The organism is Brevibacillus sp. Leaf182 (genome assembly GCF_001423865.2).
GTDB classification, from domain to species: domain Bacteria; phylum Bacillota; class Bacilli; order Brevibacillales; family Brevibacillaceae; genus Brevibacillus; species Brevibacillus brevis_C.
On sequence record NZ_LMPN02000024.1, the window covers coordinates 14,810 to 27,225 of the forward strand.

13 protein-coding genes are annotated in these 12,416 nt (G+C 48.7%); all 13 read right to left on the reverse strand.

The window, feature by feature from the left end; genetic code table 11:
- Positions 1 to 5: 5 nt before the first annotated feature.
- The gene (gene menC, locus ASG16_RS16380; RefSeq protein WP_048033970.1) at positions 6 to 1,118 is read right to left on the reverse strand and encodes an o-succinylbenzoate synthase; all 1,113 of its coding nucleotides are present in this window, start codon (positions 1,116 to 1,118) and stop codon (positions 6 to 8) included.
- Entirely contained in the window at positions 1,099 to 2,106 is a 1,008-nt protein-coding gene (locus ASG16_RS16385; protein WP_056489350.1) for an ABC transporter ATP-binding protein, read from the reverse strand. Before ASG16_RS16385 ends, menC begins: the two co-directional genes overlap by 20 nt.
- Positions 2,103 to 3,092 carry an ABC transporter ATP-binding protein gene (locus tag ASG16_RS16390; RefSeq protein WP_048033972.1) on the reverse strand — a complete coding sequence of 330 codons (990 nt, stop codon included), beginning with the start codon at positions 3,090 to 3,092 and terminating at the stop codon, positions 2,103 to 2,105. The genes ASG16_RS16385 and ASG16_RS16390 overlap by 4 nt, the downstream gene beginning before the upstream one ends.
- A gap of 22 nt (positions 3,093 to 3,114) precedes the next feature.
- Positions 3,115 to 3,969 carry an ABC transporter permease gene (locus ASG16_RS16395; RefSeq protein ID WP_056489352.1) on the reverse strand — a complete coding sequence of 285 codons (855 nt, stop codon included), beginning with the start codon at positions 3,967 to 3,969 and terminating at the stop codon, positions 3,115 to 3,117.
- Positions 3,970 to 3,984: 15 nt separating this feature from the next.
- The gene (locus ASG16_RS16400) at positions 3,985 to 4,905 is read right to left on the reverse strand and encodes an ABC transporter permease (RefSeq protein ID WP_056489354.1); all 921 of its coding nucleotides are present in this window, start codon (positions 4,903 to 4,905) and stop codon (positions 3,985 to 3,987) included.
- A 17-nt stretch (positions 4,906 to 4,922) separates the two neighbouring features.
- Positions 4,923 to 6,521 carry an ABC transporter substrate-binding protein gene (locus ASG16_RS16405; RefSeq protein ID WP_056489355.1) on the reverse strand — a complete coding sequence of 533 codons (1,599 nt, stop codon included), beginning with the start codon at positions 6,519 to 6,521 and terminating at the stop codon, positions 4,923 to 4,925.
- Positions 6,522 to 6,546: 25 nt separating this feature from the next.
- The gene (locus ASG16_RS16410; protein WP_056489357.1) at positions 6,547 to 7,425 is read right to left on the reverse strand and encodes a MurR/RpiR family transcriptional regulator; all 879 of its coding nucleotides are present in this window, start codon (positions 7,423 to 7,425) and stop codon (positions 6,547 to 6,549) included.
- Positions 7,426 to 8,919, reverse strand: coding sequence for a M81 family metallopeptidase (locus ASG16_RS16415; RefSeq protein WP_048033977.1), 1,494 nt, complete (start codon positions 8,917 to 8,919; stop codon positions 7,426 to 7,428).
- Positions 8,920 to 9,123: 204 nt separating this feature from the next.
- Complete coding sequence (codY, locus tag ASG16_RS16420) at positions 9,124 to 9,900, reverse strand: GTP-sensing pleiotropic transcriptional regulator CodY (protein ID WP_056489359.1); 777 nt, start codon at positions 9,898 to 9,900, stop codon at positions 9,124 to 9,126.
- Between the two features lie 237 nt (positions 9,901 to 10,137).
- Positions 10,138 to 10,914: a sporulation protein gene (locus ASG16_RS16425; protein WP_048033979.1), complete on the reverse strand. Its 777-nt coding sequence runs from the start codon at positions 10,912 to 10,914 to the stop codon at positions 10,138 to 10,140.
- A 56-nt stretch (positions 10,915 to 10,970) separates the two neighbouring features.
- The gene (locus ASG16_RS16430) at positions 10,971 to 11,516 is read right to left on the reverse strand and encodes a sporulation membrane protein YtrI (RefSeq protein ID WP_007720889.1); all 546 of its coding nucleotides are present in this window, start codon (positions 11,514 to 11,516) and stop codon (positions 10,971 to 10,973) included.
- Positions 11,513 to 11,824, reverse strand: coding sequence for a YtrH family sporulation protein (locus tag ASG16_RS16435; RefSeq protein WP_007720892.1), 312 nt, complete (start codon positions 11,822 to 11,824; stop codon positions 11,513 to 11,515). Before ASG16_RS16435 ends, ASG16_RS16430 begins: the two co-directional genes overlap by 4 nt.
- Before the next feature lie 132 nt (positions 11,825 to 11,956).
- Positions 11,957 to 12,181 carry a hypothetical protein gene (locus ASG16_RS16440; protein ID WP_056489361.1) on the reverse strand — a complete coding sequence of 75 codons (225 nt, stop codon included), beginning with the start codon at positions 12,179 to 12,181 and terminating at the stop codon, positions 11,957 to 11,959.
- Positions 12,182 to 12,416: the final 235 nt, after the last annotated feature.

The following is a 12,416-nucleotide window of genomic DNA, read 5'->3' on the forward strand; positions in this document are numbered from 1 at the left end:
TTGGTTTAAGGCCGGAAGTTTGCCGTACGAATCACATAATTGCCGATCGCCTTTTGGTTCAGGGTATAACCGATGCCCGGGGTATCTGGAACTGCCAATTGACCGGGAGCCATCAGCTCTACACCATTCTCCACGATGTCTTCCTCCCAGTAACGGCTGGAGGCGGCTGTATCACCTGGGATCGTAAAATTCGGCAAAGACGTAATCGCAATGTTGTGCGCACGGCCAACACCCGACTCAATCATGCCTCCGCACCAAACCGGAATGTCGTGTGCCTGACACAAGTCGTGAATGCGTTTGGACTCTGTTAATCCACCGACCCTCCCCACCTTGATATTAATAATGCCGCAGCTGCCTAACTCTATCGCTTTTCTGGCATCATCCACATTGTGAATACTTTCATCGAGGCAGATTGGAGTGGACAGCTCCCTTTGCAGCTTGGCATGATCAATAATGTCGTCATGGGCGAGTGGTTGTTCGATCATCATCAGCCCATATTGATCCAGCTCCTTCATCACATCCAAATGCTCCATCGTGTAAGCGGAGTTTGCATCCGCCATCAGCGGGACACCCTCGCCAAAGCGTTCGCGGATTGCTCGAATCACCTCTACGTCAAAGCCCGGCTTGATCTTTACCTTGATCTTCTTGTAGCCCTCACCAAGATGGCGCTCTACTTTTGCCAAAACCTGATCGACAGTCGGTTCAATACCGATGCTGATCCCTACATCGATGACAGATTTCTCTCCTCCTAATGCTTTGGCGAGAGAGATTCCTTTTTGCTTGCTGTAGAGATCCCAGATTGCGCCTTCTAAAGCCGCCTTCGCCATGTTATTGCGGCGAATGGGTGCAAACAGCCGATCCACATCCTCCGGTGTCTCGATCACACTCGTGAACAGCTTCGGAATCATAAACTTTTCCATCATGTGCCATGCTGTTTCTGTCGTTTCTTCACTATAATAAGGGGCGGACATTGCCACACTTTCCGCGTGCCCGACCTCTCCCTCTCCATACACACTGACCAGAATGAGCTCCTTGATGGTCGTATGTCCAAAACTCGTTTCGAAACGGAAACGAAGTGGCATGTGTAGTTGCTGCAATTCAATTCGTTCGATTTTCAATGTACTTCATCCCTTCTGTTCCATATAAATGACAAGCAACATAATGTTGTGGCGAAGCAAGTGTAGCGACAGGACGCACTGTGCGGCAAACATCCGTAGCATATGAGCACCTGGTATGAAACGCACAACCAATTGGAACATTTGCTGGCGAGGGAACATCCCCTGAAAGAACGATTCGCTCCTTCTTCCGAAACGGATTGGCTTTGGGAACTGCTGACATCAGCGCTTCCGTGTACGGATGCAACGGTCGCGTAAACAAATCCTTTTTGCTGGCGATTTCGACGATTCGTCCGAGATACATGACCGCAATTCGGTCGCTGATATGGCGAACGACACCGAGATCGTGTGAAATAAACAGATAGCTTAAGCCTAGACGTTGTTGCAAATCCTGCAAAAGATTCACAATCTGCGCCTGAATGGAAACGTCAAGTGCTGAAACCGGCTCATCTGCTACGATCAATGAAGGTTCTACCGCCAGTGCGCGAGCGATCCCGATCCGCTGCCGCTGCCCTCCGCTAAACTCATGGGGAAAGCGAGTAGCGTATTGAGTATTCAGTCCGACCATCTGAAGCAGTTCTTTTACTTGATCGCGCCTTTCTTTCACAGACATCTGCGGATCTTTGACGCCTAACGCTTCCTCCAAAGCCCCTTGCACGGTCATCCGTGGATTTAACGAAGCATATGGGTCCTGAAACACGATTTGCATTCGTTTGCGGAGTGGACGAAAACGTGCAGCCGACATATCCAAAATGTTTTGCCCCTCAAATTCAATCGTTCCACCCGTCGGCTCAATGAGTCGCATGATGCTGCGACCAGTCGTTGACTTGCCACAACCGCTCTCTCCTACCAACCCAAGCGTTTCGCCTTTTCGCAACTGGAAAGAGACTCCATCGACTGCCTTGATCATTTCGTCACTATTGCGAAACAGTCCTTTACTAATAGGAAAATACGTCTTTAAATCGTTTACCGATAACAAGATATCCTTCATACCGCCATCTCCTTGTTCTCGTACAGCCAGCATCGAACGGCCTGTGTGCCTGTGCCCGTTGCCTTAAGCGGCGGTTTTTCTTGGTAACATCGCTCCTCGGCCTGCGAGCAGCGGAAGCGGAATGCACACCCTTGTGTCACTTCACCCAGGAGCGGGACACTGCCTTCGATCGGATCGAGGCGAACCTTCTCTTCCTCATCCAGATCGGGGATACAGCGCAAAAGCCCAATCGTATACGGATGCTTCGGATGCGAAAACAGACTGGCGACATCAGCTTCCTCTACGATCTCCCCGTAGTACATCACAAGAACACGATCTGCCATTTCAGCGACGACTCCCAAGTCATGCGTAATGAGTAGCAAGGAGGTATGATCGTTCTCCTTCAGATCGTTCATCAGTTCCAAAATTTGCGCTTGAATGGTCACATCCAGTGCAGTCGTCGGCTCGTCCGCGATCAGTAAATCCGGGTTGCAAGCCATCGCCATCGCAATCATGACACGTTGCTTCATCCCACCTGATAGCTGATGGGGATATTCCCGCATGATGTCTTCTGCCCGCGGCACGCCTACTTTTTTGAGCATCTCAATTGCTTTTGCTTGGCGTTCCTTTTTCGATAAATCCGTATGCAACTGATACACTTCCTCCAGCTGTCGTCCGATCGTATGGACCGGATTGAGTGACGTCATCGGTTCCTGAAAAATCATCGCGATATCTTTTCCACGAATGTTGCGAAGTTCACTCGCACTCAACTGGTTCAATAAGGTATCACGAAACCGAATGCTTCCCTCCATCTGCGCATTCGCCCGGGACAAGAGCCCCATGATTGCCAAGGACGTCACGCTTTTTCCGCAGCCAGACTCACCTACCAACGCGACCGTCTCACCTTTTTTCAGTTGAAAAGAAATGCCTTGCAGCGCTGGCAGCTCGCCCTTATCCGTCTTAAACTGCAAGCGTAAATCAACTACTTCCAAGAGTACCTCTTTCATCAGCTCGTGCCCCCTTCATCCATTACCTCGTTTTCGGGTCGAATGCATCCCGTAATCCGTCACCTAACAGATTGAAGCCAAGGACAACCAGCATAATGGCCAATCCAGGAAAAATGGACATCCACCAGGCCTGACTCAAGAATGCCTTGCCGACAAACACCATGGCTCCCCACTCTGGCATCGGCGGTTGCGCACCCAGTCCGAGAAAGCTCAAGGCCGCTGCCGCCAAAATACTCACACCGAATTGAATGGTGGAAAGCACGATGATTGGGGAGAGAATATTGGGTAAAACATGTTTCAGCATAATCTGCCAATCCCTGATCCCCAGAGCGCGAACAGCCTCAATGTACTCTTTTTCCCGTATGGATAAGACCGCCGAGCGAACGACCCGCACATAAGACGGAATAACGGCAATGACTACCGCGATCATGGCATTCGTTAAACCGGGACCCAAGACCGCAATGACCGCAATCGCCAGAAGCAATGCGGGAAGTGACATGAGAATATCCATGCCCTGCATGATAAACAGATCCACCCGACGATAATAGCCAGCGATAATTCCGAGCGTTACACCTATCAAGGTAGAAAGTACAACCGTTATCAAGCCCATCAGCAAGGAGATTCGCCCCCCGTGCAACAAACGGGAAAAAATATCTCTGCCAAAATCATCCGTTCCGAGAAGATGAGTCAAACTCGGAGCGCTTAATCGGCTGTTAAAGTTCATTTGTTCGACAGGATGAGGGGCAATGACTGGAGCAAGAAGCGAACCCAGTGTAAAGACGATCAGGATGACCACACCCGCCATTGCTGTCTTATTGCGTCTCAGCCGTTTGCCCATCCCTCCCCAATACGACTCCGGACGATTACTGTTCACCATCCATCTGCTCCTTCCTTAGTCGAAATGGATTCGCGGATCAATCCGGCTGTAAATGAGATCCACGACCAAATTGGTTAAGGCAAAAATCAACGCCATGAAAAACACCATGCCCTGTATGGTCGGCATATCCCGTTTACTGATCGCCTCAATCGCCATGCTGCCGATCCCTTGCAGAGAAAACACGGTTTCCACCACCACAGCTCCAGCCATGAGCGAACCGAACTGCAAGCCTAACATCGTGACAACAGGAATTATGGAGTTCGGCAGACCGTGGCTCACTATAATTCGGAAAAGCGCCGCGCCCTTGGCCTCGGCTGTCCGCATGTAATCCTGCTTGATGACTTCTAGCATGCTGGATCGGGTCATACGGGCGATCATCCCCGCTTCTGCCATACCCAAGGTGATCGCTGGCAGTAGCAGGGAGTGAATCCCCTCATAGCCGGAAATCGGAAACAAGGCCAGCTTGTAAGCAAAAATCCAGATGAGAAACAAGGCAATCCAGAAGCCGGGTGCCGAAATACCGAGTAACGAGGTAAGCACCACAAGTCGATCGATGATGGTGTTTTGCTTGACGGCAGCAATCGTGCCCAACAAGATGCCGAATATTGCGGCAATAATAACACTAAGGATGGCAAGCTGCATGGTGATTGGGAAACGGTTTATAATCTGATCCCATACTTTTTCGCCAGTGAATAACGATGTTCCCAAATCGCCAGCGAACAGATTTCCGACAAACCGCATGTATTGCTGCCACAGTGGTTGATCAAGACCTAGCTTCGCTCTCATTTGACTGATGGCCTCTGGTGTTGCAAACTGTCCGAGTATTTGTGTTGCGGGATCGCCCGGAATGAGGTGCACCATCAAGAAGATCAGGACGGATACGCCAAGCAGTGTCCCCACCAGGGAAAGTAATCTTTTTATTACATATCGGCGCATGCCTTCACCTCCGTTGTCTATTTTTCGAGCGTGACATCATGCAACGTAATGCCCTGCGTGTACGGGTTGACCGTAAAGCCTTTGACACCGCGTGTCGCTACCACCGTCTCGCTCACCCATAACGGAACCCACGGCAGGTCATTCAGCAAAATCTCCTGTGCATCTTCGTAAATCTTGAGACGCGCCTGTTCATTCATTTCCAGACGTCCTTTGTTTAGTAATACATCCAACTCAGGGTTTGTGTAATGAGTACGGCTTGTTGAATTGCTCTTTTCAAAGATGAGGTACAAGATATCTGCATCAAACCAGCCGTAGTACATCAAAGCCATGTCATACGACTTTTTCGAAATGCGATCTTTTATGGTCGTCATTTCTTGTACGCTGATTTTCATATCAATACCTGCTTCTTTCAACTGGCTCTGCAAAATCTGCACCGCTCGCTGAAACGCTGGCTCTTGTGAGACGAGCATTTCTACAGACAACGGTTTTCCGTCCTTATCTACGATGCCATCCCCATTACTGTCCGTCCAGCCTGCTTCCGCCAGCAACTGCTTGGCTTTGCCTAAATCTCTCGTATACAACTGCTTCGCCTTGCTTTCAATCGCTTCACTGTAGCCATAAATCGTGGGGGCCAATGGACCATAGACCGGCTTGCCAAATCCGTTCAATGCTACCTGAACAAGTGGATCCCGATCCACGGAGAGGGCTACTGCTTTGCGCAGACGGACATCTGAAAACAACGGGTGCTTGTTGTTAAAAGCGATGTATTTGTTTCCAACGTCCATCACTTTCTCAATATTGACTCCGGGCAGTGTCTCAAGCTCCGCAACTGAGTTCGCCGGCGCATCATACAACACATGGACCGTACCCTTTTTGAATTCCATCAGCCGCGTATCGTCGTCTTTCATAAGTCGAAACATCAAGCTGTCAAATTGCAGAGGGCCTTTGTTGGCAGCGTACTCCGGTCCCCAGTTATAATCAGGATTTTTCTTGTAGGTGAGCGATGCACCCCGCTCGCGTTTGTCAAAGATGATCGGCCCCGTTGCAGATGGATTATCTGAGAAGCCATCTCCTAATTCTTTTGCCTTTTTGGCGTCAAGAGGCGAGACTAATCCACCGACAATGACGTTAACAAAAGGGGCAAATGGTTGGCTAAAATGCACCTTGAGCGTGTACTCGTCTGTTGCTTCCACTTTTTCAATCGGACCTGCAAGCCCCTTCACAGGCGAAATGGCAAGCAAACGGTCAAACGAATCCTTTACAGATGCTGCCGTCATTGGATCGCCAGAGTGATAGCGGACATCTTTGCGGAGGATAAATGTCCACACCTTGCCGTCCTGCGAGATTTCGTACTTCTCTGCCAAACCCGGATGGAGTTTGCCTGTTGCATCACGGGTCAATAGAGGCTCATATATTAAACTGTTTTCCATGCTCAGCCAGCTCGTTTTGTGCATATCAAGCGAGTCTGGGTCCGTCAAGGAAGCGATGACTAATGTGTTACCTTTGGCCGACGTGTCATTCCCCGCTTGATTGCTCGGCTGTGAGGAGCAGCCTGCAATTAACGCCGTTGCCACAAATACACTCAAGGCCCCTTGCTTCCACTTGTGAATCTTCATGTCCCGTCCCCCTTATCAATTGCCGTTACACTTCTGTCCCTTCCACAAACGGGTATATTTGTCGACTTGTCTCTTCGTATTCTTTTAGTCTTTGTTGTACCTGTTCGCCATCAGCTTGAACCACACCACTGATCAAAATATTCAGCATGGAAAAGATCGCTGTCATTCCTTTTAAGGCGGTAGGAGCAGGTGCGGTGACTTTCAAAATTTGGTCGGCTACCGGCCCGATCGGAGATAGCTCATCGTCTGTAATCCCGATGATTTTGGCGCCCCTCTCTTTGGCTGCTTTTGCAAAAAGGATCGTTTCACTCGTATAACGGGGGAAGGAGAGTGCGATCACGAGCCACTCCTGATTGATCTGGGTCAACAGATAGTTGACGTCATCAACTGGCCCATTGTACAGATGCGCGTTTCCTCTGACGACATTCAGTGTAAAGGCGAGCCAATGGGCTGGAGCATAGGAGCTGCGAAACCCTACAACGAGAATGTGTTTGGCTGCCATAACACTTGAAACCGCTTGCAAAAGATGGTCCTTTTGCAGTTCCCCTAACGTTTGCCGAATATACGCAACATCCTGCTCCATGTTATAAGAAATCAGGTCTTGTTTTCCCTTCATCTCCACAGCCGCTGCTCGGAAACTGTGGATGGCATCAGCTTTTGGAACTTTTTCCAATAAGGAGCTGCGTATCTCATTTTGCAATTCGCTGTACCCGGAGTAGGCGAGAGCGTAAGATAGTCGGATGATTGTCGTTTCGCTTGTGCCGCTCAATGCCCCGACAACTTTGGCTGGTTGCAGTGCAACGGTCTTCGGCTCGGCGAGAATGTATTTGGCTGCGAGTTTTTGTTGGTTGGTCAATTCCGGATAATGCTTGCGGATGCGCTCCTGTACGGATTCCATGATCATCTACTTCCTTGTCAATTGATGTAGGTTCCACTCTGTGGCTGGGTCTAACGGATAAATCGGACGAATGGCGCGCTCGTATTTGAAGAAGCGGAAGTTGAGCGTCGTCAGTCCCGGCGAATCGACGGTAATGACGCGTGCGCTGATCGGTTCGAAGGATGCCCGGAAATGTGTGCTTGATTTCAAGGCCACGATCTTGTATTTGGTCACATCAATTCCGTGCAACAGAAAAATTTGCTCATCCAGCACTTGCGATTTCACGGAGCAAACCAGTACATCAACCCCGTTAATTTGCAAACGAACGGACTTGCCAAAATTCTCATGACCCCCTTGCCCCATCGGCGTCGTCGCAATGAATTTTCCATCGGTCAAAGCTTTGATGTAGGCAGTTACTTCAAGGGGTTCTCCATGCAAGTAGTCTGTTTTTCCACCCAGTGATAGTTGGATGGTAGCGCCTACGCCAGCCTGATGGGCAATCTGGACCACTTCGGGATCGTAAATAAAACCAAAGCAGGCATTTGTCAGTTGGGCATCCAGCATTGCCCGCAGTAAATGCGTTCCGTCTCCGGGTGTGCCTCCACCTGGATTATCTGAGGTCTCATTGATGACGATGGGCATGCCTTCCGTTTCCAGTGCCATCGCAATTCCCTCGGCAGGAGTGGGCATGTTCAGCTCGAATTCATCCCGCTTTTCCCAAATCAGACTGGCGACATCTTCGCTCACTTTTTTGGCGAGCTCCTGATCGTTATTCGTCACACTCAAAACAGAGACGCCCAGCTCTGGAATGTCCGTGTACGGAAATCCGTGGAAGAATGCACAGTCGATGACGCCTTCTTCCTTTTCCCATGCCCAGCAGGCTTCATTTATTTCGCGTGCCGGGGAATGGTGAGTAGCTGATGTCGGAATCAAGAGTGGCAGTCGGGTCAAATGCATGGTCGGCTTGATACCTTCCGTGACCATCTTGTGCGCAAGATCGATTGCTTCCATTCCGCGTTCATAGCAATCCACATGCGGGTAGAGGTGAACACCCAAGAGCGCGTCTGCCTCATCCACCATTTTTTGTGTCATGTTTGCATGGAGGTCGAGCGTAACAATTAAGGGAATGTCATAACCGACCAACTGACGCACTGATGCCAGAATGTCGCCTTCCAGGTCATCCATTCCTTCTACGACCCCCGCTCCGTGAAGCCCCAGACAAATGGCATCTGCCCCTTCTGTCGCAGCAATCGTGTCAAGAAGCTCCTTTTTAATCCGGTCATACGCTTCCCGCAAAATCGTCCCCGCTGGATACGTAAAGGTGAGAAAGGTCGGCAGTAGCTCGATGCCCAGCTCTTCGGCGCGATCCACCATCCCACCCGGAAAGTTGCGAACGCCCCGATTGCGATTCACAATCGTTTCATGATAATCCCACTCATAGCTTTGAAACATCTCGAGCGTCGTAGGCACATTGGAAAACGTATTCGTTTCATGCGCAATCCCACCAATTATCACCTTCATTTCTTAGACCCTCCATTCGTTATTGAAGTATGGACTTTAATTTTTGAATTTTTTGAAGTTTAAACCTTTGTGGACATTATAAAGGGAAGAAAATCATTTATTCAATCGCTAAATCATGAACGTTTTATCGATTCTGCTATACTTGTTGAATCATAAACAAAAGCCCTCCCCGTACAGGGAGAGCTTCTGTGTGGTTCATGCCATTTATGAGGTTTTCCATTTCGCCAATTCAGATGGGAATTTGTCATTCAACACTTTGATATATGTACCCTTCATCCCTAATGAACGGGATTCCAGCACACCCGCGCTTGCCAGCTTGCGAAGAGCGTTCACGATGACGGAACGTGTCAGGCCAGCTTGATCTGCTAGCTGACTCGCTACTAGCAAGCCTTCACGTGCATCCAACTGCTCCATAATTTTTTCAATCGCGATCTGTTCACTGTAGGACAACGAAGAGAGTGCGATTTTGGCAAATGTTTTGTCGCGCACTTCATTTTCAATCTGTTCTGTGCGCTGACGAACGATTTTCATACCGATCACGGTAGCACCGATCTCACCCAAAATCAGATCCTCTGTTTCAAACTGACCGTAAGCACGCAGCAGCACTAATGTGCCAAGACGGCTTCCCCCTGCATTGATAGGAACAATCGTCGTCATCATTTGCGGGAAGATCGAATTCAACTCTTTTGGAACCAGGCTGTACGGACTGGTAATCGGCTCGTTCGCCAAGGTTTGTGTAACTTCCAGCAGCTTCTGATGTACACCTTCCTGTAGCTGCGTGGATGAACGACCTTCTTCTTGCAGGGAAATCTCCTGATTCATTCCACTTCCCAGGATCGAGCCATCTGCGGTAATGATGTAAACATTTGCAGAAATCACTTCAGATAAAAGCCTTGCGAGATCTTGGAAGGCTACACCGCTTCCACCCATTGTTTTTTGAAGCATCACATTAATTTTTCGCGTTTTTTCTAACAAATTCATAATAATATCCTCCTCTGGATTCTTCATGCTCACAGTATTGTCAGAAAAATCCAGCCCTATACATGCAAATCGAAAAATTAGAAAGAGAGTTGTGTACAGGAATTTAGGGAGAGGCCTCTACACCAATTGATAGATCTCAGTGACTATCTGCTAGGGCGATGATTATGATCTCCATAAAGAAAAAAAGGCTGACAGAGTGGTAAATTCACCCCGTCATGCCTTTTTTTGTATTATTCTCTAGCGAAGCTGCTGCTTAATGAGCGCTTCAATCGCTTCTGCAATGACATGCGTATGTTTGTTCACGTCTGCATTCGTTAAGCGGAAACGGATATAGCGTTCGTCGAGATTAAACGCTTCTTCAAATGCTCCCATAAAGCCTCGTGCACGTTTATCCAGTTCCAATAAAACTTCCAATTCGCCATCGCGAAGGTAGAAGACGACTTCGAGCTCCTCCAATTGGCTACGGTATGGCCCTGTCGGACGGAATTCGAATTCCTGTATAAACGGATGATTGCGACCAAGGTGACGATTGTATTCGCAGTCTACCTTATATAGCTGGAATCCGATCTGTTGAACAGCATCCAACACTTTGGACATTAACGGATGTGGGCGAACCTCGATGAAATCGGAATCCCCCGGGTCAATCGCATTTTTAATATCAAGACCTGTCCGCAAGTAAACGGGTTGACGCCCCATCGTCAATGGCGTCTCATACGGCAATTGAAAAGCGAATGGCAGAACGGTTTCTTCTTTCGGTTTCAATTGTACCCGCTCAGATAGACGATATTTTACAAGTGTGCATTCTTCCTTCGTCTTAGAGTCGTTGATTTCTCTTTCATAGTGTGTGACGACATACATGTAGATTTCGTCGATTTCCTGGGCGACATCTCCTCCCTTGATATGGACCTCACCTCTGACCATATCTCCGGGAATGAGTGAATCCTGCTCAAGACGTGCATCTACTTGCGCAGAGCCAATACCTACACTAGCCAATAATTTTTTGAACATGGACATGTGTTCGCCTCTCCTTTATACCGACCCAGACCTACCTGATCTGGCTATCAGATATTCTATATTGAAATATACGGCGGAAGAAATAGAAAGTTTCGCGCAATCTTTTGCCAAACATCATCGGGTATAACGTCCGCTGTCACGAACACATGCAGCGTTCTACTGATCACCACCGTTTTGATTCGTACCTCCACGGTCGTTCGATCAGACAAAATATATTCGCGGCGTCGCAGCATTTCATGCAAGACCTGATGGACCTCAGCAACCTGCTCAACCTTCTTCCCTTTTAACGAAGCGAGATCCTTTTCCACGCGGTCGACTACTTGTACCACAATCGTGGCATGAAGCGGCTGCTTCTGATCCGCTGTGAGTACAGAAGCGCGTACGTCTTCGATGACAGTCTCTTGCTTTTTGCGATAGACGCGCTGATTTTGCTTCAGCTCCAGATTTTCCTCGTACAGTTTTTTGTTTTGCAGCTCCAAGCTTTTCTTGATCAGCATCATCTGCTCCATTTCGCGTCCGTATGTAAATAAAATCACGGTTCCGCCCAACACGCACCCCATGAGCAAAAGAGCGAGGTAACGTTTCCAAAGAATCACCTTCATGAGCGCACCTGTACCAGCCAATGCACACAAATCGTTCCGATATGGGCACCCAAGAATGCGACGACGATCATCACAAGCTGTTTAAAGACAGGTGTCAAATTTCCCATCAGTATTTTTTCGATCTGCAAAAACGAATCAAAGGTACCACCCAACGCCCCAACCAATCCCCATATTTTGAGCTGGTCAGCCAATTGGGCCATAGATAGCAGCGGAGGCTTTTCTGTGAGAAAGGCACCCACCCCACCTGAAAGAGCGCCGCCGACCACAATGCCATAAGCCACGAAAAACGTCAAAATGACTTGTGCCATGTTGTGCTTCATCCTTTCTTCGAACAAGCAGCATATGCTTATCCCTACGCTCGTCATCCCGGTTTTATAACAGAACTCGTCAGCGTTCCAAATAAAAAGCGGCATGCTCTATTTGGCAGCATGCCGGATCGATCAGCGTTGGTTCCTTCTCCATCTCTTCAGTTTCTTTTCAATGCGCGGCGAGTTCATGATCATGAGATCCGTAAACAAGTTAACCATTTTCGGATTCCGCAGCATCTGGTTAAAAACCTCTGGATTTTGCTTGAACCATTGCTCATTGGCCTTTATCCATTTCTTGAAAGCTTCGTTTGTTTTGTAATAGTGATTCAATTGCCGAACCGGCCTATTTCCACTCATCTTAATCTATCCCTTCGTCAAAAAATATAACGAGGAGAAAAACGATCACGATGATCCAGATGATCACTTCGAAACCTTCCTCGTTGAAGAAACCAAATCCTCTCACGTCAGATCCCCCCTTCATCCTGCCAAACGCTCCTCGCACCATTCCATACCGCCCATGGTACCTTTCCCTATAGGTATATGTGGTTCCACGTTTGTTGGATTGGACGCTTGCCTGCCCTCATATCGATTT

Excerpts from the sequence above, each read along its gene's own strand:
- ASG16_RS16385 (WP_056489350.1), bottom strand. The coding sequence starts at position 2,106 with ATGAAGGATATCTTGTTATCGGTAAACGATTTAAAGACGTATTTTCCT.
- ASG16_RS16435 (WP_007720892.1), bottom strand. The coding sequence starts at position 11,824 with ATGGCACAAGTCATTTTGACGTTTTTCGTGGCTTATGGCATTGTGGTC.
- codY (WP_056489359.1), bottom strand. The coding sequence starts at position 9,900 with ATGAATTTGTTAGAAAAAACGCGAAAAATTAATGTGATGCTTCAAAAA.
- ASG16_RS16390 (WP_048033972.1), bottom strand. The coding sequence starts at position 3,092 with ATGAAAGAGGTACTCTTGGAAGTAGTTGATTTACGCTTGCAGTTTAAG.
- ASG16_RS16410 (WP_056489357.1), bottom strand. The coding sequence starts at position 7,425 with ATGATCATGGAATCCGTACAGGAGCGCATCCGCAAGCATTATCCGGAA.
- ASG16_RS16415 (WP_048033977.1), bottom strand. The coding sequence starts at position 8,919 with ATGAAGGTGATAATTGGTGGGATTGCGCATGAAACGAATACGTTTTCC.
- ASG16_RS16405 (WP_056489355.1), bottom strand. The coding sequence starts at position 6,521 with ATGAAGATTCACAAGTGGAAGCAAGGGGCCTTGAGTGTATTTGTGGCA.
- ASG16_RS16400 (WP_056489354.1), bottom strand. The coding sequence starts at position 4,905 with ATGCGCCGATATGTAATAAAAAGATTACTTTCCCTGGTGGGGACACTG.
- ASG16_RS16395 (WP_056489352.1), bottom strand. The coding sequence starts at position 3,969 with ATGGTGAACAGTAATCGTCCGGAGTCGTATTGGGGAGGGATGGGCAAA.
- ASG16_RS16425 (WP_048033979.1), bottom strand. The coding sequence starts at position 10,914 with ATGTCCATGTTCAAAAAATTATTGGCTAGTGTAGGTATTGGCTCTGCG.
- ASG16_RS16430 (WP_007720889.1), bottom strand. The coding sequence starts at position 11,516 with ATGAAGGTGATTCTTTGGAAACGTTACCTCGCTCTTTTGCTCATGGGG.
- ASG16_RS16440 (WP_056489361.1), bottom strand. The coding sequence starts at position 12,181 with ATGAGTGGAAATAGGCCGGTTCGGCAATTGAATCACTATTACAAAACA.